This window comes from Pseudoalteromonas sp. TB25 (assembly GCF_000497995.1).
Lineage (GTDB): Bacteria > Pseudomonadota > Gammaproteobacteria > Enterobacterales > Alteromonadaceae > Pseudoalteromonas > Pseudoalteromonas distincta.
Genome location: NZ_AUTI01000331.1, coordinates 1 through 24,066, shown reverse-complemented (window position 1 = coordinate 24,066; position 24,066 = coordinate 1). Strand labels below are relative to the sequence as shown.

17 protein-coding genes are annotated in these 24,066 nt (G+C 41.3%); 9 read left to right on the top strand and 8 right to left on the bottom strand.

The features are described 5' to 3' along the window. The first annotated feature begins 61 nt into the window (after window positions 1-61). The 9 genes from L652_RS0112940 (at window position 62) to L652_RS0112900 (ending at window position 13,473) form a co-directional block, all read left to right on the top strand. Window positions 62-457, top strand: coding sequence for a YbaN family protein (locus tag L652_RS0112940; protein ID WP_024596096.1), 396 nt, complete (start codon window positions 62-64; stop codon window positions 455-457). 124 nt (window positions 458-581) lie between these two features. Further along, window positions 582-1,214 (top strand): PepSY-associated TM helix domain-containing protein, encoded by a 633-nt coding sequence (locus L652_RS0112935; protein WP_024596097.1) that lies wholly within the window; start codon window positions 582-584, stop codon window positions 1,212-1,214. Then, entirely contained in the window at window positions 1,214-1,723 is a 510-nt protein-coding gene (locus L652_RS0112930; RefSeq protein ID WP_024596098.1) for a DUF2271 domain-containing protein, read from the top strand. Before L652_RS0112935 ends, L652_RS0112930 begins: the two co-directional genes overlap by 1 nt. A gap of 34 nt (window positions 1,724-1,757) precedes the next feature. After that, window positions 1,758-2,603, top strand: coding sequence for a DUF4198 domain-containing protein (locus L652_RS0112925; protein ID WP_024596099.1), 846 nt, complete (start codon window positions 1,758-1,760; stop codon window positions 2,601-2,603). Window positions 2,604-2,880: 277 nt separating this feature from the next. Continuing rightward, the gene (locus tag L652_RS0112920) at window positions 2,881-5,412 is read left to right on the top strand and encodes a TonB-dependent receptor (RefSeq protein ID WP_024596100.1); all 2,532 of its coding nucleotides are present in this window, start codon (window positions 2,881-2,883) and stop codon (window positions 5,410-5,412) included. 288 nt (window positions 5,413-5,700) lie between these two features. After that, the gene (locus L652_RS0112915) at window positions 5,701-7,704 is read left to right on the top strand and encodes a methyl-accepting chemotaxis protein (protein WP_024596101.1); all 2,004 of its coding nucleotides are present in this window, start codon (window positions 5,701-5,703) and stop codon (window positions 7,702-7,704) included. 201 nt (window positions 7,705-7,905) lie between these two features. After that, the gene (locus L652_RS0112910) at window positions 7,906-8,799 is read left to right on the top strand and encodes a hypothetical protein (protein WP_024596102.1); all 894 of its coding nucleotides are present in this window, start codon (window positions 7,906-7,908) and stop codon (window positions 8,797-8,799) included. Window positions 8,800-9,019: 220 nt separating this feature from the next. Further along, window positions 9,020-11,416, top strand: coding sequence for a PKD domain-containing protein (locus tag L652_RS0112905; protein ID WP_024596103.1), 2,397 nt, complete (start codon window positions 9,020-9,022; stop codon window positions 11,414-11,416). A 164-nt stretch (window positions 11,417-11,580) separates the two neighbouring features. Then, entirely contained in the window at window positions 11,581-13,473 is a 1,893-nt protein-coding gene (locus L652_RS0112900) for a monovalent cation:proton antiporter-2 (CPA2) family protein (RefSeq protein ID WP_024603490.1), read from the top strand. Window positions 13,474-13,556: 83 nt separating this feature from the next. Here L652_RS0112900 and L652_RS0112895 read toward each other — a convergent pair whose 3' ends face one another. The 8 genes from L652_RS0112895 to L652_RS0112860 form a co-directional block, all read right to left on the bottom strand. After that, window positions 13,557-13,865 (bottom strand): hypothetical protein, encoded by a 309-nt coding sequence (locus L652_RS0112895; RefSeq protein WP_139015400.1) that lies wholly within the window; start codon window positions 13,863-13,865, stop codon window positions 13,557-13,559. Between the two features lie 4 nt (window positions 13,866-13,869). Beyond that, entirely contained in the window at window positions 13,870-14,232 is a 363-nt protein-coding gene (locus tag L652_RS0112890; protein WP_024594894.1) for a hypothetical protein, read from the bottom strand. A 333-nt stretch (window positions 14,233-14,565) separates the two neighbouring features. Continuing rightward, window positions 14,566-15,279, bottom strand: coding sequence for a hypothetical protein (locus tag L652_RS0112885; RefSeq protein ID WP_024594893.1), 714 nt, complete (start codon window positions 15,277-15,279; stop codon window positions 14,566-14,568). A gap of 139 nt (window positions 15,280-15,418) precedes the next feature. Beyond that, window positions 15,419-17,209: an alkaline phosphatase gene (locus tag L652_RS0112880; protein ID WP_024603489.1), complete on the bottom strand. Its 1,791-nt coding sequence runs from the start codon at window positions 17,207-17,209 to the stop codon at window positions 15,419-15,421. 11 nt (window positions 17,210-17,220) lie between these two features. Next, a complete protein-coding gene (locus tag L652_RS0112875) occupies window positions 17,221-18,810 on the bottom strand; it encodes an alkaline phosphatase (RefSeq protein WP_024595529.1) in 1,590 nt (529 codons plus the stop codon). A 209-nt stretch (window positions 18,811-19,019) separates the two neighbouring features. Then, window positions 19,020-21,455: a TonB-dependent receptor gene (locus L652_RS0112870; protein WP_024603488.1), complete on the bottom strand. Its 2,436-nt coding sequence runs from the start codon at window positions 21,453-21,455 to the stop codon at window positions 19,020-19,022. A gap of 208 nt (window positions 21,456-21,663) precedes the next feature. After that, window positions 21,664-23,403 carry a solute:sodium symporter family transporter gene (locus L652_RS0112865; RefSeq protein WP_024594848.1) on the bottom strand — a complete coding sequence of 580 codons (1,740 nt, stop codon included), beginning with the start codon at window positions 23,401-23,403 and terminating at the stop codon, window positions 21,664-21,666. Between the two features lie 102 nt (window positions 23,404-23,505). Then, window positions 23,506-24,066, bottom strand: a 561-nt coding sequence (locus L652_RS0112860; RefSeq protein ID WP_029753053.1) for a TIM-barrel domain-containing protein, incomplete at its 5' end; no start/stop codon positions are given.

The following is a 24,066-nucleotide window of genomic DNA, read 5'->3' as shown; positions in this document are numbered from 1 at the left end:
TCGATTTTATAACTATTTGGCCTACAATCGAAAGTATCAGCCATTACTAAAAAGAGCCTAAGTGAATATAAAAGCAGTGTTTATTTGTTATAAAAACTTATGGTTTAAAGCACTTGGCTTAATACTTGTAGCCTTGGGTATTATTGGCATTGTGCTGCCGGTCATGCCTACCACTATATTTTTTATTTTAGCGCTCACCTGCTTTACTCGCTCATCACCCGCGCTTGAACAATGGCTGTTAAACCACCCTCGTTACGGTGTAACTTTGCAGCAATGGCAAGCCCATAAAGTAGTGCCTGTAAAAGCCAAATGCTACGCCGCCATTGGCATGTTAATTGGATTTACATTTTTACTGTATTCAGCCGCCCCTATTTGGGTTATTTATCTCGTTGCAGTAATAGAAGTATTGGTAATGATTTACCTTATTTTAAGACCTTCCAGCCCTCCTAAGCGTTAAATATTCATTTTTTACCTGCTTACCGCCTTTGTTTTAAAGTTTTTATGTAAAGATAAGTAAGTAAATTTGTAATAGCTAATGCAAATCATTATCATGCTGTAAATTTAATTTATTTACTGTTTTTATGTCGTTTATTAACAAGCGGGCTTTGTATAGCACAAGCCGTGCTCTACATATTTATATTTCTACAGCTTTGTTTTTTTTGCTTATCTTATTTTGCGTTAGCGGCATTGTGCTCAACCATATTGATTGGCTTAAAAACGATAAAAATAATGGCCAAGTAACGGCGGTAATTCCAGCAGAGCTAGTTACCAAAGCGAATGAGCAGCTAAATACGCTGCCAACGCTTTACCCTGAAATAGAAGCTTACCTAGCCGAGCAATATGCACTTACAAAAGTAAAAAGCATTGAGTGGGAAAAAGAAGACGCGCTTGTCATGCTCGACTACCCACTGCCTGCTGGGTTTGCCTACGCAGAGCTTGATTTTACAACTGGCGAGCTAAATCTTGATTACCAAACAGGTGGCTTTTTAAGCCTTATTGGCGACTTACATAAAGGCCGCCACAGCGGTGAAGTATGGAGTTGGGTAATTGATATATCTGCCGTACTAATGATTTTATTTGCCATCACCGGCATGATTATTTTGTTTCAAAATAGAAAAAAACGCTTAGCAGGAATATGGATAACCGTACTCGGAGTGGCAACTCCACTGGTTATTTATTTATGTTGGGTTCCACAAATAAAAGGAGTGTCTTAATGGTTAAATTTAAATTATTTATAAGCGCCGCATTACTGCTCGTAGCTGCGTTTTTTCAAACAACGGCGCATGCAAAAACACCACAGCTAGAGGTTGAATTAACACTTCCTGACTTAGAAGTACAACCGTATCACCGCCCATACGTTGCAGTTTGGCTTGAAACACCAGAGCGCAAACACGTTACAACGCTTGCACTTTGGGTGCAAAAAGCAGAATGGTTTAAAGACTTACGCCAATGGTGGCGTAAAGCCGGTAAAAGCGATGCCAACTTTGACGGCATTAGCGGCGCAACAAAACGCGCAGGTACTTACACCATAAATTGGCAAGGTAATGATTTAGACGGTAACCCAGTAAAACCAGGTAAATACTTACTAAATATTGAAGTTGTACGCGAAGAAGGCGGCAGAGACTACACCCGCGTTGAGCTCGATTTAACTAAATCAGGCAAACTAACAATTGATGGTAAAAACGAGTTTTCTAAAAGCTTCGTCACTGTAAGCACTAAGTAGCTGCTACTTAATCATTTGAATTTAAGGAAATACAATGAAAATTAATTTATTAAAAACGGCATTAATCGGCGCATTGAGCTTATCTGCTTTAGTGTCAACTTCAGCAAGTGCACACGGACGTTGGTTACTACCTTCGCATACATCTTTATCAGGCGATAAAGCGCATTACGTAATGATTGACGCTAGTATCTCTAACGAAATGTTTGCACCAGACAAAGCCTTTAAACCTAAAGAAAAAGGCGCCGAGTACGACGACACATTATTAATGGCACTTGCGCCTAATGGTGAGCCAGTATCTGAAACCATTCGTGCTTATTACTTAAAGCGTAAAAGCTCAGCTGCGGTAAGCTTAACAGAGCAAGGCACTTACCACATTGCAATGACCCAAAAGCCAATGTACATGACCTTCTATAAAAACGAAGAAGGTAAGCGCAAGCGCGTATTTGGTAAAAAAACAGAAGCCGAGTTACCTAGCAATGCAAAAGATGTAACCACAACGAAGGTTGTTTCAACAGTAGATACATTTGTAAGCCGAAATGGCACCTCAAAACCTGCACAACTTGGTTTAGGCCTTGAGCTTAGCGGTCCAACGCATCCAAACGATTTATTTGTAGGTGAACAAGCACGTTTTCAGTTACTACAAGATGGTAAATCTGCTGGTGAAGGCGTTGAAGTAAGTATTTTAAAAGGCGACACACGCTACCGTAACGAGCGTGGCGAAGTAAAAGTAACGACCGATAAAGACGGTATGTTTACAATTACGTGGAAAGAGCCAGGCCTATACCTAATCGAAACCTCTAACAAGGTTACCGTAAATGAAGAAGGCGTAGATGCAGGACGTTATGCATTATTTACAACGCTTGAAGTTGCCCCTGAATAATTTAAATTACTAAATTTAAAAAATTGAAAGGCCAAGCATTTGCTTGGCCTTTTTACGTCTTACTAACTTTTATCTAAAATCCCCTTGAATTCGCAACCATTCGACACAAGATTGCAACTACAACGATCCAAACGCCTATATCACGCGTAGACAGTGACCTTACTTGTTAACAACTTAGAATATCTTAGATAGTTTTTATCTTTGCACTAGGGTAGTCGCTTCTATATGATGCGCTCCTTTTTAAAATCAATAGTCAGCAGCCCTCAAGGGAATCAACATCATGTTAAAGCCATTATCAGCCAAAAAAGTAGCACTTAGCCTGGCCGTTTCTTCTGCACTTAGTGCACCCTATTCTTCTGTATTTGCTGCAGAACAAGATGTTCAAGCCGAAAAAAGCATTGAAGTGATTTCAGTAACAGGTACTCGCCGTAGCTTACGCAGTATTGCCGAAAGCTCAGTACCTGTAGATATTATTACCAGCGGTGATATGCAAAGTACGGGTCAGCTAGAAATAAGCCAAATACTAGCAAACCAAGTACCTAGCTTTAACTACCCAAGTGCCACTATGGGTGATGGTACTGACCATGCAAAACCAGCTGTTTTACGTGGATTAGCACCCGATCACACATTAGTACTTATAAACGGTAAGCGCCGCCATGCCGGTGCGCTATTAAACTTAGCAGGTGTTGTTGGTCGAGGCTCTACCGCTGTTGATTTGAACATGATCCCAACCTCTGCAATTAAACGTGTTGAAGTACTTCGTGATGGCGCAGCCGCACAGTACGGTTCTGATGCAATTGCTGGGGTAATTAACATTGTACTTAAAGATGCCTCAGAAGGCGGCAGCGTTAGCGTAACGTACGGTAAATACGATACTCAAATGGCTGGCGTACCTCAGCTAGAAAGCACCTACGCAGATGCAAACGGCGACTTAGCCTTTAATACCGGTGGCGACAGAGAAGTAAACGACGGTGCAACACGCACTGTTAGCGCAAACTCTGGTTTTGCGTTATCTGATAACGGCTTTGTAAACGTATCAATTGAATACCGCGATAACGACTCAACGCAGCGCTCAGGCTTTGACCCACGCGAACAATACAGCCGTCTTGATGATGGCAGCCTAGACCCACGCGAATTTACTATCGATCGTTACAACCACCGTTTTGGTAAAGCAGACCTTGAAGATTACGCGTTGTTTTACAACATGGGTTACGACTTTGATAACGGCTTAAACCTTTATTCATTTGGTAGCTACTCAAAGCGTGAAGGTAATTCAGGTGGTTTTTACCGCCGTGCAAAAGACAGCCGTAACGTTTTAGAAGTGTACCCAGATGGATTTTTGCCGCAGATTGAAACAGACGTACAAGACTACTCATTTGCACTGGGCTTAAAAGGCGAAACTAACGACTGGACATGGGATGTAAGTACCAACTACGGCCGTAACGACTTTGGCTTTGGTGTTGTAAATAGTATAAACACATCACTAGGTGCCGACAGCCCAACCGAATTTGACAACGGTGCATTGGTTTACGATCAGTTTTTAGTAAACGCAACAGCCAATACCACACTCGATTTAGGCTTACCTGATGACGTATTTTTTACCGTAGGTACTGAATACCGCCACGAAAGCTACAAAATAGAAGAAGGCGAAGAAGCGTCTTACATCACCGCACTTGATAGCGACGGTAACCCAATTGCAGCCGGTGGCGCGCAAGTACTTGCTGGTTTTGGACCAGAAAGTGCGACTGACGAAAGCCGTCATAACATCGCTTTATTTGTTGAGTTTGATACCTACTTAACAGAAAAATGGAACGTCGTTTTAGCGGGTCGTTATGAAGATTACAGCGACTTTGGCGACACATTTACCTCTAAACTTGCCTCGCGTTACAGCATTACTGAAAACCTATCGCTGCGCGGTGCAATTAGCACCGGTTTCCGTGCGCCATCTTTAGCGCAAAGCTCGTACCGCCAAATCTCTACTGTACTTGAGAACAACCAACCATTTGAAGTTGGTTTATTCCCAACCGATTCAGCCGCAGCGCAAGCACTCGGTGCTCAGCCGTTAGATGCTGAAGAGTCAGTAAACGTTACTGCGGGCTTTATGTACACGCAAGGCAGCTTTAGCTTAACCGTTGATGCGTACCGTATTGATATTGATGACCGTATTGTATTGTCTGAAAACTTAGAGGGCGATGCCGTAGTAGAAATACTACAAAATGCAGGTGAGCTAAATACCGAAAGCGTACGTTACTTTACCAACGCTATCGACTCACGCACGCAAGGTGTAGATATAGTTGCCACTTATAACCTAGATTTAGACAACTTAGGTGATTTACGTTTAAACGTAGCAGCTAACTTTAACGACACCGAAGTAACGCACGTAAACGACAACCCAAGCGAGCTAAACTCACTAGGTGACGACTACGTAGTGTTTGCACGTCGTGAAGTAGGTCGCTTTGAAGAAGGCACGCCAGATAGCAAATGGAACCTATCAGCAGTGTGGAACTTTAACGAATGGCAAACAACGCTTCGTGCCACACGTTATGGTGAAGTCGCTGATATATCAACTACAGCTGATCGCGATGAATACCTAGACCCTAAATGGATCACCGACCTAGAAGTGGCATACCGTCCAGACGAATATTGGAAATTTGCCGTTGGTGCAAACAACTTGTTCGATCAGTACCCACAAGCCACCGTGGATAACATTGGTTACTCTGACTTTGGTCAAATATTCCCGTACACACCGTATGCACCTTACGGATTAGACGGGCGTTTCTTATACGGTAATATTACTTACAGCTTTTAATTTAAATTTAAATTTAATGAGTTAAATTAAAATCCGATATGGCATGCCATATCGGATTTTTTATATTTAAAAAATAGTAATAAAAATAACCATCCTAGCTATAATCAAATAAATTCAGCAATAACACCTTCAACATAAATTGCTAACTTTTTATTATTATTAAATTTTTTTTATATGATAAATTGATTATTAGGTTAATTTAGTTGCTAGTAAGTCATCAAAAAACAACTTAAAACGCCTATAATTAAACTAAGTACGCATAAATACCGTCTTTCTTTGGAGTGAAGTATGAGCTATAAAAACTGGTCAATATCAAAACAAATTGGTGCCCTAGCATTCACTTTAACGTTATGTATTTTTAGTTTAGTGGGACTATCTACCTATTTAATCTCGGCTAATACACTTTCTGAAAAAAGTGAAACTGCGATTAAGTCTGAAATAACCGCTATTTCAGATCTTTTAGAACTCCAATACGACAGCCTACTTGCAATAGCAAAACGCAATGCGACCGTATTTAAAGGTATGTACCCTGGTGAATTTAAAAAAAGCGATCAAAAAGTAATGGTCGTAGATACTATGGTTCCTATTCTTTTACATGATGGTGCACAGGTTAATAACAATATCGATATTGTTGAAAATTACGCTAAATTAACCGGAGGTAACGCCACGGTATTTATGCGAGATGGGGATGATTTTTTTCGTATTACTACCTCTTTAAAAAAGAGTGATGGGCAACGGGCTATTGGCACATACCTAGGAAAAAAACACCCAGGCTATCAGCCTCTTATGAACGGTCAAAGCTATGAAGGTTACGCTAAATTATTCGGCAACGAGTATATGACTGTTTACCAACCAATTAAAAATAAACAAAACCAAGTAATTGGTATTTTATACATAGGTTTTAATATAAACGATGCACTGGCATCGCTGAGAGAGTCTGTTAATAAAATAGTAATTGAAGAAAGCGGTAACTTATTTGTTTTCAGAAATACAAATGATGTAGTTATAGCGGGTAAAGAGGCCGCAGTTGACTCAAAAGTGAACTCCAAAGCACTTGATGGGCTTAATCTAGAGGCAATTAAAAAAGGTCTGTCATTAAAATACAATAGTGAAAATAACACCCCGATGTTTGCTTACAGTAAAACGGTACCTGGGTGGGATTGGACCTTACTTGGTCGTGTAAAAGAAAGCGAACTCACTGAAGAAAGCATAAAACTAATGGTAGTTAACAGCATAACGTCTGTTGGGGGGATCCTTGCTATCTCAATTTTACTTTTTTGGGTGCTAGTAAAAACACTTAAACCATTAAGACAGTTAACACGTAGCGTTGATGCATTAGGTAAAGGTGATTTGTCACAACATTTTTTAAATACCAACACAAATAGTGAAAATGAAATAGACCAAATTACCGCGAGTGTAAGCAGCATGTCGGTTGAACTCAAAAAACTAATACTCGCCTTACAAAACTCTGTAGTTGAGCTGGAAAAGCAAGCGGGCATCTCCAAAAAAATTGCACTCACTAACGGCAAAGAAGCACATGCAATGATGGGGCAAACAGATCTAATAGCCACCGCCATCGAAGAAATGTCAGTATCCATTAAAGATGTAGCCAATAACGCAAATGAAGGCGCTCAACGAACCCAACAAGTTGATGCAGAAGCTCAATTAGGTCGAACACAATTAACCCAAGTTGTTAATGATTTAATGCAACTAAGCCAACAGTTAAATGATAGCCATAACTCTGTAGAAAAAGTAAACACCGCGAGTAACGAAATAAGTAAAGTAACCGAAGTAATTAATGGGATTGCTGAGCAAACAAACTTACTAGCACTTAATGCAGCAATAGAAGCGGCAAGAGCTGGCGAACAAGGTAGAGGGTTTGCAGTTGTAGCCGATGAAGTTAGAACATTAGCGCAGCGCACTCAAAAATCAATTTTAGAAATTAGCCAAACAATTGAACAGCTACAAATACAAGTTACCGCCGCAACTAAACAAATGGAACAAAGCCGTCAGTTGGGTATTAAATCAGCTGAAGAGGGCGAAAAAACAGGAGAGCAACTTAACTTAATCACTCAAAGTATTGGTGATCTAACTCGCTCATCAAATAATATAGCTGAGGCAACAGATCAACAAAGCACCGTTGCTGCAGAAATCACTCAAAACCTACACTCTATAAGCCAACTCGCTAAAGAGGGTGAGTCTCGCACGCAAAGTACTGTAAATTCGGCAAGTGAACTAATGACATTAGCTGAAAAAATTAAGCAACAAATAAGCTACTTCAGAGCACATTAATACCACAGTTAAAGTTTCTAAATTAAACAAAGGATGCATCGCGCATCCTTTTTTATTAATAGTTAGTTATTTTAACCACTTATTAGTATTTAAACTTTCATAAAAAACCACCACCATATATAAAACAACAGCTTACATTTCGGCCTCATTTTTGCTCTATATTGTTTATATAAATACAAACAAAAATACAAAGGACTAAACATGAGCTCATCAACTGTATCTAACATTACAAAACCACTTTCACTTATTGGCGGCATTTTATTATTAAGTGGCTGTGTATTTCACATATCGCCAAGCGTTGCCTCAGTAAAGCAAACTCAACAGCTATCACTGCCAAGCAATAATCTTGAATATTTAAATGTATTAAGCGGTGCAGGTAGCCTTGAAATAAAAGGCTCAAAAACGGCCACCAGCATTAGTGTTGATGCCACTATTTACACAGCCGACATTGAAGACGAATACGAGCTAACGCTGGAGCAAGACGGTAAACAAGCAAAGCTTGTTGCCCAAAATAAAAGCCGTAATGGTATTAGCTTTTACAGTGGTCAATCTCCAAGTATTAATTTAGTGGTTACTGTGCCAAGTAATCTAAATTTAGATATTGATGATGGCTCAGGCGACATTTTAATAAATGCTATGCAAAGCAATATTGATGTAAAAGACGGCTCGGGGGACTTAACTATAAGCGGTGCTAAAAACCTAACTGTTGACGATGGATCAGGTGAAGTAAACTTTGAAAACATCGCGGGTAATTTAGAATTAACCGACGGCTCTGGCAGCATTCATGTAAATAACGTAAGCGGCAATGCAACTATTGACGATGGTTCTGGCGAAATGCTCGTGAGCAACATAACCGGTTCGCTAAACGTTGAAGATGGATCGGGTGATTTAGTGATAAGCCATATAAGCGGTGCTGTTAATGTTGATGATAACTCTGGCGACCTGCTTATTGAGCATATTGGTTCAAGCGTAACAATTGAAGACGGTTCGGGTGATATTCGCGTTAATCATGCAAAGGGGCTGACTATTACTGAGTCGGGCTCGGGCGATGTAAGTATCGATAATATTAGCGGTTCAGTAAAAGTAGCTGACTAACTTTATTTAAGCGTTATTCAACTGCCATTTAATATACTTTATGCCCTATCAATCTGGGCATAAGGCACTTCCCTCAAAGTATAAATTATTTAAAAGCAGCACTGTTTCACGTTAACTATTTCCTAAAATAATGAAAATTTACTTATTTGATTTATTTTTTTGCTTTATAGCTAATTTCGGTACATATTAATATTCAACTTTTTAAAAGGATATTAATACTATGAAATGGAAACTCTTAATTCTAATCACTACTCTATTCACGCTTGTTGCATGTGGCTCTGGAGGTTCAGACTCCAAAACAGTAACTAAACCGCTCAGCACTAACACAAAGCCTATTGCAGTTATTACTACCGAGCAATCGGAGTTTAAAGTAAATACCACCCTCGTTTTTAGCGCAGCACAAAGTAGTGACCCCGATGGCGATGCACTCACCTATCAATGGCAATTAACCAGCAAAAACGAACAAGTAGAAATACCGATTACGGTTAATAATGAAAGTACCGTTGAGTTTTCAGTATCTGAAGCACAAGAGTACCAATTAGTATTAACCGTGAGTGACGGCAAGCTTTCAAGCACACCTGCACAAAAACAACTCACCGTTACTGCAAATACCCAACTAATTGCTAACGCAGGTAGCACACAAACCGTTAAACAAGGTGATGTTGTGCTTTTAAATGGCGCGCAAAGTAGCACAACCAGCGGCGCCATTAATCAATACAAATGGCAATTTATTACCAAGCCCGTAGCAAGTAATGCAACGCTTGAAAATGCGACTCAAGTTAAAAGCCAGTTTGTTGCCGACGAAATAGGCGAGTTTAAAGTTGAGCTTACCGTTACTAATTCACAAGGTGATACAGCAAGCACTGTCGTACTCATAAAAAGTGAATCGCTTAATTCTAACTCATCGCCACAAGCGGTTATTAACGTAGAAAACAATACAATTGCCCCAAATGAAGTTGTTACGCTTTATGGTAACCAAAGTACTGATCCCGATAAAAACGATACGCTTAGTTATGCTTGGGCAATTACATCAAAACCCGAGGGCAGCACGCCAGCTCTTTCAAACATGCAAAATCATACCGCTGGGTTTTCAGCGTCAACAGCTGGAGATTACACGCTTTCACTCACTGTTACCGATCAACAAAACGAAAGTGATACCGCATCAGTTACTTTAACTGTTACCACAAGTAATAAAGCCCCCGTTGCAACACTTGAATCCGAACGTGATATTACGTTAAACGAATCTACCACTTTGCAGTGCCAACAATGTAGCGACCCTGACGGAGATACACTGAGCTATAACTGGCAGTTACAAGCTAAGCCTGTAAAGAGTGCATCACAACTGACTAACAGCACATCAGCAACACCCTCTATTGTTGCCGATAAAGAAGGCGACTACGTTGTAGTACTCACAGTGTCTGATGGGCAATTAAGCTCAAACCAAGCAACCTCAGCACTACATGCCAGTAGCAATAAAAAGCCTATCACTTTGGTAACTTATGAAACCTCTATAACGGTTGATGAACAAGTTTTACTTGATGCTTCCAATAGTTACGATCCAGAAGGCCAACCACTAAGCTACCAATGGGAAATCATTTCGTCGCAAGGCCAAGCAACGCTTAGCAGTAATACAATATCAAAACCAACGTTTAGCGCATCAGTCGAGGGGCAAGTGGTTATTTTGTTACGCACTAACGATGGCGTGCAGTACTCCGACACAAAAACCCTAACAATTGGTGTAATACAAAATGCACTGCCAGTAATTAGCTTCACGGGGGAGCAATCACGCTACGATGTAGTGGGCAATGCAGTTAAATTTGATGTAAGCCAAAGTTACGACCCAGAAGGAACCACTCTCGATTACGCTTGGACACTATCAGCCCCATCAGGCTCGAGCACCAGCTTAAGCAATGCAAACCAAAGTATTACCGAATTTATCGCCGATATGACAGGTAGTTACACGCTAACCGTTATAGCAACTGATGCTGATGGATTTTCAAAAAGTGTGCAATTTTCAATTACAGTAACCAACTCTGCACAACTTACCGGTCGCATTAAAGGGCTACTCACTAATGTGCAAAAAGCGGCTATAAGTAATGCACAGCTAACAATTAATGGACTGCAGTACACTACCAACACAAACGGCTTTTTTGATGAAGAGGTTAATTTAGCACAAGGTGAAAAAATAACGATAACCACCGCAGACGAAAGACTCGCAACAGGGGTATATAACTCTGTAGCAATTACGCAAAGCAACTTTACTGTGGATATAGGCCAAAATAGCATGCCCGTTTTACAAGCTGTTGAGGTTTCGGTATTTGTGTGTGCTGAGTTTTCAGGCCCCGACACCGTTAACTTACGCTTTAACATGGTAGATACACTTTTAGCGTCAGATAGCTTTCAATTTAGCTTTGATCAAACCAAACCACTTACTTTGCAAAAAAGCGGAAGTACTTACCTCGATAGCGAATTGGATATCGACCTACCTGCATCAGCAGAGTTTGAAGTAACAGCAATTGAAACAAGCGTTGAAAATACAATCAGCTCAAACATTACTATTTACCATTCTGATTCAGGCCAACCAAGCTCAGCAATTATAAGTATTTGTAATATTTAGCCCCCCAAATAAGCCCTTCAACATAAAGTGCTATTCTTAGCCCAGTAGTTATAACCATTAGTGTTATAACTACTGATAAATAAGCAACTTTGAGCCATATAATCCATTGTATTTTATAAGCAGCTAAGCCATTCTAAAAGCCTTGATGTTATTAGGATAAACGCGTGTTAGAAATTGCTTTAATTTACTTAGCAGCAGCCATTGTAGCTGTCCCTATTGCAAAACGAGTCGGACTTGGCTCAGTATTAGGTTATTTAATTGCCGGTATACTCATTGGCCCTTATGCGCTGGGTGTTGTGGGCGATCAAACCGATGTAATGCACTTCGCTGAATTTGGCGTAGTAATGATGCTGTTTTTAGTGGGCCTTGAGCTACAACCTTCGCGCTTATGGACATTGCGCCACTCTATTTTAGGGCTTGGCGGCTTACAGGTTGTGCTATCGGCAGNAGCGGCTATTTTTGCGTTTTGTTATTGGTTTTTTGCCATGCATTGGCAAACCGCACTCGCCATTGGTTTAATGTTGGCGCTCTCCTCTACTGCTATTGTGTTGCAGAGCCTTGAAGAAAAAGGCTGGCTAAAGCAAGAAGCCGGACAAAACGCGTTTTCGGTATTGCTGTTTCAAGACATCGCAATTATTCCTATTTTAGCCCTATTGCCACTGCTTGCATTTGCCCCGCAAACTAGCACAAAAGAAATCAGCGATTCGATTATTGCGAGCTGGCCTGTATGGCAACAAGTATGTGTATCGGTTGCGGTTATTGCCGCTATTATTGCCGGCGGTAAATATGTATCGGCCCCGTTATTTAGATACATTGCCCAAACGCACATGCGTGAAATATTTACTATTTTTGCACTGTTTTTAGTGGTCGCTATTGCGCTGGTTATGCAAAGTATTGGTTTATCGCCTGCGCTGGGTACTTTTTTAGCGGGTGTGGTACTTGCCGAGAGTGAGTTTAGACACGAATTAGAAGCCGATATAGAACCCTTTAAAGGCTTACTTTTAGGATTGTTTTTTATAACTGTTGGCGCATCAATTAACTTTGAACTGCTATTTAACGAGTTTAGTACTGTTATAGGCTTAGTGGTTTTACTCATTGTGGTTAAAGCCTGCATTTTATTTGCCCTTGCCGTTACCTTTAAAATTAACAGTAAACAGCAATTATTATTTGCCTTAGCGCTTGCCCAAGGGGGTGAGTTTGCTTTTGTACTGTTAAGCGTAACCACCACCTTAAGTATTTTAACGCCCGAGCAAACCAGCCTTGTTACCTTAGTTGTGGCGGTATCAATGCTAATAGCGCCGTTATTACTTATGGTTTATGAGCAAATACAAAAACGCAGCAGCAGTGCTCTGCCTGAGTTTGATAAGCCAGAGCAAATTAGCACCGCTAAGCACGTAATTATTGCGGGCTACGGACGTTTTGGCCAAATTATGGGGCGTTTACTGCACGCGCAAGGCTACGAAATAACCGTACTTGATCACAGCCCTAGCCAAATAGAATTACTACGCCGTTTTGGCAATACCGTATTTTATGGCGATGCCGCACGCCAAGAACTCCTTGAAGCCGCAGGCGCGCACACCGCGCAAATGCTGGTAATTGCAATTGATAACCCCGATAAAACCATTGAGATAATTAAGCTCGCGCATAAAAACTACCCGCAGCTTAAAATAGTTGCTCGCGCAATCGACCGCCGCCATGCGTATCAGTTACTTAATTTAAAAGTAGATGCGTTTAACCGAGAAACAGTCGACTCTGCTATTAACCTTGCCGTAGAAGCACTCGAGTTACTAGGTAACACTAAACAAGATGCAGAACGTGCTGGTAAACTATTTAGAGACCACGACCGCGCTGCAGTACTGCAACTTGCTGCGTTATGGGGAGACGACGCCAGCTACGGCGTAGCCGTGCGCCAACGCATGGAAGATTTAAAACAAGTTCTGCAACAAGATAAACAAGCACAAAGCGATTTAAATACCTGCGATAGCGGCGATTGCGAAGACGGCTTAACAGAAGTAGCGAGTAAACCTAAAAAGCCTGATGATGCTCATCTTGAGTAATTTAGGTAGTCGGGTTTGAGTTATTAGAGATAATGGTTTTGCCTCGTTTAGAGGCAAAACTTCTAAATAATTAACTTTGTATGTTACTCAACTTCAACGAATCCACCTTCGTCTCCTTTGAATTTTTCTTTATTTATATTGCTCAACTCTTCAAGCTTTTTATCTCGCTCATCACTCATAGGCCAACCAGCCTCTATTAAACCTAAAAAATATCCAAGGGAAACCCAACCAACAACCTTTATTGAGTCAGCTTTAAGCCACTTTTCACCATCCCAGTTAAGGTAATCGTAAGAACCGAACCCAGTTTTATAACTAGACGCAACAAAATATAAACCAGGCTGAACGGGATTTGAATTTTCGACCCAATCTACCGGCACATTCACTTTTTTCATTATTTTATTCTCCACACTTTTTCCTTGTGAATATAAACCAGTAGGCCACAGCCACAATAGCTGAACTATAAACATAGATTAATAACACCCCATGCTCTGATTTAGTGGCTAACAATACTATGAAAGTGGGTACTAAACTTAAAGGGAGTAAAAAACGAAGTTTGAATTTATTAAAATGTTGAAGCAACAAAGCTATCGGCAAACCATAAAAAAGAGTTAAAAATGCAGCTAAAAGCCACCCAACAAAAGCCATTATAATCCAAGTTTCAAAGCCTGTTGTAGAGACAACGTAACCAGTAGCAAGCGAATAACTATATAAAATTAGAAATGCCACTAATAGTGCAGGAAAAACTACAAATGGAGCCATACAACAAGCCTGTATGTTTTTTCGTGTCTTCTGACTAAATGTTTTCATGGTAAATTACTCAAAGAGGCTTTACTGCCTCTGTATAAAAAACTGATGAATGAATTTAAGTATTCTATCATTTCACTTTAGAAAGCATTTCAATGGACTTTTATTAGTATCAAATAGTGTAAGTTAATACCAACTATAAATATTATATAGCTGATGGTGTGTTTTATAAAATGGGAAAGTGTTTGCAGTATTACTTGGGCAGGAATGGCTTAAATTAATCTACTTGTAGCTCATAACCACCTGCCATTTTCAGCTATGAGCTACTACATTTAAAAACGCTAAAACCTAGTGATGATGTCCGCCTTGAATAGCCTCGCCCTGCTGGTTGTAAAAACCTGTTGCGCTGTGTTCTATAAAACCAAGGTTTATCATTTTAGCCAAAAATGGGTCGCCTTCGTTATCGCCAATGTCGGCGTAATCGGTGGTTTGAAAGCGATCCCACTGTGCAAATTGAGCAGTAATTAATGGCATCTCAGTGCTTACATTATTAAGGCTAAGTAAGGTAGTTGTTTGGCTTTTTTTGTTACTGATACTAAATGTTTTTACTAATTTTGAATGCGTAAAAAAGGCAAGGTTAAAGTCGTTGCCATTTTCGCTCAGTGTATAGTTTTTTACTTCATCGCAGCCGCTGCCTTGGGTGCTTACTAGGGTCATTTTTTCGATTAGATGGTTATCCACCAGCTGGTTTTTAGCACTCCAGTTTTGTACGCCGCGTACCTCAGATGGTTGGTATTCAATACCGCGTTGCTGGGCATTAAAGTAACGTATTGGTCGTATTTGATTATTAGCTAAGTGCTGCCAAAGCTCGGTGATTACTTCACTTTGATGCGCTACTTGCTGGTTGTTTCGCCAAAGGGTAAGTGACTCGCTACTTTGCTGCGCTTTATGGCTGTTGGTAATTTTATAATCCGCTTTTAAATGCTTGGCATCAATATCACATTGCGAGGCAAAGCTACTTGTACTTACAAGCGTGGCAATTATTAATAACGCTTTTTTCATTTAGCTATCTCTTATTTATATTTCAAGTTTATGGCAATAACATAACGATTATAAATGTCAGTTTAATGACAAAAACCCCGCACAGTATGCGGGGTTTTTTATTTAGATATATTTAACTAAATTTATAACTAGCCGGTATTTATTGCGCTAGTTTTTCGTCTGCTGTTTTTACAAAGTCAGCTGCAAAGTCCATTACATGGAATAAAAAGCTTTGCTCGTTTGTGCCTGTTACCAAGTGTGCACCTGGGCCCATTGCATAAACGCCAACATCTTCACCGGCATGTGTTTCTGAGCCCATTGGTACCAGTGCTTCTTGATGAAAACCAGGTGTTGTTGTATCAACATCTGTTAAATCAACACGCCCTGTAACCGGTGCAAAGGCATAACTTGCATCGGCATCTGTCTCGCTACCTAAGTTTCTAAAGCCACCACCATTGGTGTAACCAACCGTTGTATAAGGCATATCATCGGCGGCGAGGCTTGGCTCAGTTTCGCCCACGGCAACCACTTTACCTAAAATTGGGTTACCGCGTTTAGGGTAACCGGCAATGGTAAATACATGGCTGTGATCGGCTGTTACAACTATTAATGTTTCTTCTGGGTTGGTGTTTTCCATCGCCACTTTAACGGCTTTAGCAAGCTCAATAGTGTCGTTTAACGCGTTATAAGCGTTACCCGCATGATGCGCGTGGTCAATTCGACCCGACTCAACCGTTAAGAAAAAACCTTGCTCGTTGTTATCAAGCACGTTTATTGCTTTTTCGGTCATTTGTGAAAGCGAAGGTTCGCCTGCAACATCGTTTGCACGGTCAGCTTCGTATTGCATGTGGGACTCGTTAAATAAGCCAAACACTTTAGTGGCGTCGTCACTTATTGCATCAAAACCGGTTTGATCCATTACGTAAGTGCCGTTTGGATATTGCGTTTTCCACTCTGCAGTTAAGTCGCGGTTATCAGTTCTATCCCCTTCAACAGCACTTACTGCATCGGCTGAATTAAACGTGGCATCTTTTGGTAAAAAGTGACGACGACCGCCGCCCATTACTACGTCAATACCGTCTACATCAACACCACTAAAGCGTGCTTCTAGGTTGGCTTCAAAGTTAACCAGTTGCGATGCAATATCTTCACACGTTGCGGCACTTTCTGGCATATCGGAGATATCTTCCCAATTACGCTCTGCCGATTTAGCATACGTTGCAGCTGGTGTTGCGTGAGTAATACGCGCTGTAGAAATAATTCCTGTTGCTTTGCCTGCAATTTCAGCAAGCTCTAACGAGGTAACAAGTTCGTGCCCTTTGCCTGATGCACAATTACCACGCTCAACCGCTTCATCAATACCAATAACGCCTGCGTCGGTTTTAACGCCCGATGCCATTGCGGTCATAGTGCCTGCCGAATCTGGCGTTTGCGCATCTACGTTGTATGTTTTTACAAAGCCCGAAAAAGGCATAGTTTCAAAGCTTAACTGGTGATCTTCACCCATTTCGCCCTCTAACTGACCCGCTAAAATACGTGCTGCGGTTATGGTAGAAATACCCATACCATCGCCCACAAATAAAATAACATTTTTAGCTTTGCCTGATTCAGTAACAATGTTGCTGCTGGCTGTTTGTGCAGCACCTAATTTTGTTTGTGCTTCACTAAACCACGTATTGCTAGTGAGCGAGGCTAACTGCTCACTTGTTAACGACGTTGCAGGTGCATTACACACTAAATTAGTTGAGTTAACTTCGTCGCTGTCTAGCACGTCGTTATTATTGGTATCTGCGCCTACTTGAGTCTCTACACCGCCATTAATGCACTGATCAGAGCCCACTGCAATAGCGTTATCTACTGCAATAATATTATTTTCATTTTTGTTATCGTCACTCGAGCAACCTGCTAGCGCGACCATTACTGCTAAAGAAAGTACTGTTAATTTGTTCATGTTAGCCGCCATTATTGCTGAGTTAGTTCAAGAGCTTGATTAATTAGATGAAACACTACGTTTTGTTCAATTACTCCTTGTGCTAGCTGAGCACCGGGGCCTTTTGCATGCAGTGAAATATCTTCACCCGCGTGTGTTTCTGAGCCCATTGGTACAGTTGCTTCTTGGTGAAAACCTGGGGTCGTTGTATCAACGCCATTTAGCTCAACACGCCCTGCAACAGCAGCACTTGTGTAACTTGCATCCGCATCAGTCTCACTGCCCAAGTTTCTAAAACCTAAACCATTTGCGTAACCTACTGTGGTGTACGGCATATCGTCGGCAGCTAGGCTTGGTGTAGTTTCGCCTACTGCAACTACTTGACCCAAAATTGGATTGCCACGCTTAGGGTAGCCTGCAATAGTAAATACATGGCTATGATCGGCGGTTACTAAAATAAGGGTTTCTTCTGGATTGGTGTTATCTACCGCTGCTTGCACGGCTTTAGCAAACTCAATGGTGTCGTTAAGTGCGTTGTATGCATTACCCGCATGGTGCGCGTGGTCAATTCGACCCGACTCAACCGTTAAGAAAAATCCGTTATCGTTTTTACCAAGCACTTCAATTGCTTTAGTAGTCATATCGGTAAGCGAAGGCTCGCCCGCTACATCATTTGCGCGGTCAGCTTCGTACTGCATGTGGGATTCGTTAAATAAACCAAATACTTTAGTTGCGTCATCTGCAATTGAATCAAAGCCTGTTTGATCCATTACGTACGTAGCATCTGGGTATTGTGTTTGCCACTCAGTTACTAGGTTGCGCTCGTCAGTACGGTCGCCTTCTATAGCGCTTACTGCGTCTGTTGAGTTAGCTGTTTCATCTTTTGGTAAAAAGTGACGACGACCGCCACCCATTACAAAATCAAGACCGTCTACGTCGGTCCCTACAAATCGTGCTTCTAGGTTTTTTTCAAAGTTAACCAGTTGCGATGCAATGTCTTCACAGCCACCCGTTACGGCATCTTCTGGCATATCTGATACGTCTTCCCAGTTACGGTCAGCCGATTTAGCATACGTGGCAGCAGGAGTTGCATGAGTAATACGTGCTGTAGAAATAATACCGGTAGATAGCCCTTTAATTTCAGCTAATTCGGTCGCGGTAATTAGCTCATTACCTGCTACTGTTGAACACACGCCGCGTTCAATATCTTCATCTACACCAATAACGCCCACATCGGTTTTTACACCCGAAATAATAGCCGTCATCGTGCCTGCTGAATCGGGCGTTTGAGCATCTACGTTATACGTTTTAACTTGTGCAGAGTATGGGAACTCTTCAAAGCTTAAATAACCTTCTTCGCCAGATTGGTTATTACGCTGCCCTTGCAAAATGCGCGCGGCAGTAAGAGTAGATATACCCATACCATCGCCCACAAATAAAATAACGTTTTTAGCTTTAGTGGCTTGTGTAGCCTGCGCTTGTGCTGTTTTTGTTGTTAGTTTAGTTTGCGCAGCGCTATACCAGCTGCTGTCTGTTTGGCTTTGCGGTAGTACATCAGCATGGCTCACTGCGCTAAACGTAAACGTTAGCGCGATTGCCGCAGCGACTTTTTTAATTTTCATCCGTAATTCCCATTGTTTAGTGGTTATTTTTTTGAAATGTGTAAACACAAAAAAGATCAACCGCTGCACTATAGAAAACAGATGTGACTGATAAAGGTAATTTTAATGAAAGTAAAATGACTAAACTATTACAAAGATAAGTCACAAAAAAAACGCAACGTGTAAAACGTTGCGCTTGTAGGGAAATTATTGAGGGAGTTATTTAAATATTAAAAACGTGCTTTAAACGATACTCCAAAGTAGCGCTCAGCATCACGTGGTATTTGGTAACGGAAGTTATCGCCACTGTAGGTAGTTGCGTAGCTTTCATCTGTTAAGTTTTTAGCAATAAGCGACACTCTAAACGCGTCATCTTTAAACGATAAACCCACACTTGCGTTTAAAATACCGTAATCTGGTAACAAAGCGGCTGGGTTAAATTCGCCTACGTTGTCTGGTAGGTCTGAGTATTGCTCGTCGGTGTAAATGTAAGAGCCGTTAATATGTACGTTAAAGCCATGGTCGGTTTCAATAAAGTAGTCAGCCGTTAGTGAGTATTTTAAATCTGGCGAAAATGGTACATCTAAACCTGAGCGGTCAGTACATGAACCTGCGGCTACCTCTGCCGGACAATTAAACTCGTCAATTTCAGCTTTAATGTAAGCAACACCACCGGTAAGCGTTAGCGACTCTGTTGCAGCCCACATAAAGTCAACTTCAACACCTTGCGTACTTACATCACCCGCATTGGTTAAGCGCGTAATACAAGTGCCGTCTGAACAGTCAAAGTTGTTAGCTTGAAAACCTTCAATTTCGGTTCTGAAAAGCGCCATGTTAAATACAAATTCGCGGCTTGCGTATTTGTAGCCTATTTCATAAGCGTCAGACTCTTCAGGTGCTATTTCGCGACTATCGGTGTCTGGGTTAAAGTTATAATAAATATTAAAACCAGGGCCTTTGTAACCTTGCGAGTAAGTACCGTATACCATTTGACCATCGCCTAAATCGTATTGCATACCTAAACGACCCGATACGTTGGTTTCTTCGGCTTTACCTTCATCATCTGTATTAAGTGTTGCTGGGCGCACGCCTACACCGGTGCGGCCATATACATCATTACTTACACGGCGATGCGTGTACGACACTTCATCATCGGTGTAACGAATACCAAATAATACGCGTAAATCTTCAGATAAATCGTAAGTACCATCGGCAAAAGCGGCCCAGTTATTAAATTCTGTGCTCATAAAAGCAGTGGCCGATACAATATCGTTTGCGTTACAGCTAACACCTAGGCCTTGTGTGTAACCTTCTAAATCAGCAAGCGCTGTATCAAGCTCAGCGCCCGATAAGTTATTTTGCGCGTAATACGCCATTGCAGCGTCTAGTTGGCCACCGTTATTTTGACAACTTGCGTCACGGGTAAAGTTACGTTGCGAGTCCATGTTCCAGTAAAATAAGCCAGCCACATAGTTAAATGGCCCAGCTAGGTTTGAGGTGACTCTAAATTCTTGCGAAAACTGATCCCATTGCTGTGCACCTAAATCGTGTAATTGAAACGGCGCGTCAAATACCGGCTCGCTGCTGTCGCCAGCAATAGAGGTAAAGTCGCCTTCACGGTACTCTGTGTTATCCCACGAACGCTGTGCAGTAATTGAAGTATATGTATAGTCGCCAATTGTTTTATCAACCTGTACCGAAAACGCGCTATGTTCGTCAATTGTGCGCGACTCGTAGTCGTGATCAACGCTGCGTTGGTCTAAATCAATATCGGCTACGCCATCAACAATACCGTTACTATTTGGTACTGATTTTGAATCTGGATTACGGCCACTTGGTAGTGCTTCTAAGTCGGCACAACAATCATCGTCAGCGTTATAAAATTCAGCAATAAATTTTACGCTTAAGTCATCCTCTGGCTCGTATTTAAATACAGCACGTGCACCTTCACGGTCGTAACCGTTTACTTTTTCGTTGTTGTAAACGTTATCAATGTAACCGTCAAATTTACCTTTAAATACCGTTAGGCTTGCCGCTAGGTCGTCGGTTAAACCGCCGCTTATAACGCCTTTAAAACGGTATTCGTTATCTTGATAAAACGAGGTTTCTACGCTGCCTGTTGTGTCGTACGAGGGATCTTTTGTTGTTATGTTTACCACACCTGCTGAGGCGTTTTTACCAAACAATGTACCTTGTGGCCCGCGTAATACTTCAATGCGGTCTACGTCGTATAAATCGGCAAATGCTTGACCCGAGCGCCCAAGCACCACGCCATCAACAACAGTTGCTACACTTGGCTCGGCAGCAATACTAAATGAAATAGTACCAATACCGCGCACTGTTAGTGCTGAGTTACGGGTTGTGGTGCCTTTTCTAAAGCTAACCGAAGGAACAAGTGACTGTAAGCCTTCCATGTTATTAGCAAAAGCTGAATTAATTTGATCGCTATTAAGTACCGATACCGCAACAGGTACTTCGTTTAAACTTTGCGTTCTTTTTTGTGAAGTAACGACTATTTTTTCAAACGTATCGTTTTTAGCTGTTTCTGTTTTTTGTTGTTCTTGTTCGGTTTGCTCTTGCTGCGCATGTACCTGCGCGCTAAGCGCTAAACCGGTTGTCATTGCTAACGTGACTGCCAAGCTTAAGACGGACTTTTTAGCTCTCATGTCATTCTCCATATTGTGCGTGTGTGCTGTGTGGTACCGCGCTAGCAATTGTGTGTGTTGCTAATAAAGCGGTGTCAGTGTGTGATACTTTCCTTAAAGCTCTTATATCTTATATAAGAGCTTTAAATTTAAACAAACTATCTTACTAATGCAAACATTATGTGAATTAAATGTGATTTAAGTTTGGTATACAGAATATAGCCGCAGGTTATGCGGCGTTTTTAGCACCAATACGCGCTAAGCTATTTTCGTAACTAACCTGCCAACGACGTACACTCCACCAGCTAAGCACTAAGGCTGTAGACCATACAGCAGCTAAACTTGGTACAAAGTACACACTGGTTCCACCAACCAATCCGAGTGGCGAAAATAATATATATAAGCTAACAATCAAGCTTACTAATACAATTGCGCAAGGTAATGCGTATTTCCAAGGGTTAAGGTCTACCTCAGCTTTGCGTGTAAATTGCCATGGTGTTTTAAGTGGTTTGTAGTAACCAATACCCAGCATTATCACCAATTCAATTAAGAACAAAATGGCGTAAATATGAATAAAGTTAATGTCTACATCCCATACAAATTTAAGCAAGGTGTAGGCAATAATATGGAATATAATCGCGACTTTAGCGCCCAGTGCAGGTACTTTTCGAGTAAACAAACCTACCAATACAATTGTGATGACCGGAATGTTGTAAAAGCCTGTAAACACACGAATTATGTGCCATAAACCTTCAGGTGCGAACATCAATAATGGCGCAGTTATAAACGACAATATGGCAATAACAATACTAGTAATTTTGGCTACTTTTATAAGTTGGCTGTCTGTTACCTTATTTTTTTTCATTGGCTTATAAACATCTAAGCAAAATAAGGTCGCCGCGCTGTTGAGCAATGAATTAAATGAGCTAAATACAGCACCTAGCAATACGGCCAAAAAGAAGCCAGATAAATACTGTGGAAGCACTTCTTTTACCAAATGTGGGTAAGCTAAATCGATAGTTGGCAGGCTTTCGTGTTTATAAAGATGGTAAGCAATAACGCCAGGGATCATCATCATAAACGGTACTAGCACTTTAAAGTACCCTGAAAACAACACCCCTTTTTGACCTTCAACTAAGTTTTTAGCGCCCAATGTACGCTGGATCACATACTGATTAGTGCCCCAATAAAACAAATTAGCTAAGATCATCCCTGTAAAAATAGTGCCAAATGGCACGGGATCATCGCTACTACCAATAGCATTGAGCTTTTCTGTGTCGGTGTTTACTAGGGTGCTTAACCCTTCTGAAAAACTACCATCACCCAATGCAATTAAGCCCAGTGTTGGTACTAAAATACCAATGATAAGTAACCCAACACCATTAATGGTATCTGAGACCGCAACCGCCTTTAAACCACCAAATACAGCATAAATAGCCCCAACTGAGCCCACTGTAATAATGGTCACAATTAGGCTTGATTGGTAGCTCATATTTAATAAGGTGGGTACATCAAAAAGTCTAAGTACGGCAATTGATCCTGAGTACAAAACAGAAGGGATCGTTATAAAACAATACCCTACCATAAATAAGATCACCGTCATGCGTCGTACGGTATCGTCAAAACGATCCCGTAAAAATTCAGGTAAGGTAGAAAACGCGCCCGCTAGATAACGAGGCAAAAAGATCAACGCCATAATGATGGTTGATACTCCTGCGGTTACTTCCCACGCCATTGAGCTTAGGTTGTAACCATAGGCTGAGCCATTAAGGCCAATTAGTTGCTCGGCCGATAAGTTAGTGAGGATCATTGACCCTGCTATAAATGTACCTGTTAACCCACGACCCGCTAAAAAGTAGCCATCTTGGGTGTTAACTTCCCCTTTGGTTTTTTGGTACGAGATATATCCCACCAGCGCCATAAACGCCAAGCACGATAGCAGTGTCATGGTAATGTTCATACCTTCCATCTTGCGCCCCCTTTAGCTTACTTTACTCGGTAAAAAGTAAGCTAATATCTTTATTATTGTGTGTTGTATGTGTGTTGTGTGTGTTTTTTATTAAGCCGAGTTTTATTTAGGCCATGCTGTTAATTGGCTCATGTCTTGTTCTGTGTGTTGAACCTCTGGGCCAAGCATTAGGCTGTCGCCTTCGCGTACAAATACTGCCATTTCTTCAAGTGCAAGTGTGTGTTCGTAGTACTTACCACCTTCGTAAGATTGTTTATCAGGAAAGCGAATCCAGTTGCCTTGTGGTAAATAAAACTTCACTTTACCGTTTGGCACGACACACGGCACTACTAACAATTTTTCACCGCACATAAATTGCTGATCAAAACTATGCGCTAGCACATCATCAGGAAATGCTAAAACCATTGCACGCTGAATTGGTAAGCCAGTTTGCTGTGCTTGTATGGCACTTTGCTCTAAATAAGGAATAAGTTGGTAGCGCAGTTTAAGCGCTGCAAATACCGCATCACTTGCTTGCTCTGTGTAAGACCAAGGTTCGCGAGGACCAATACCGTGTAAGCGCATATGTGCGCTAAATACCGACGCTTGTGCCCAGCGCACGTAAAGTTCTGCGTCGCGGGTGTCTTTGTAAAAACCACCAATGTCGGTTGCAAAAAATGGCCC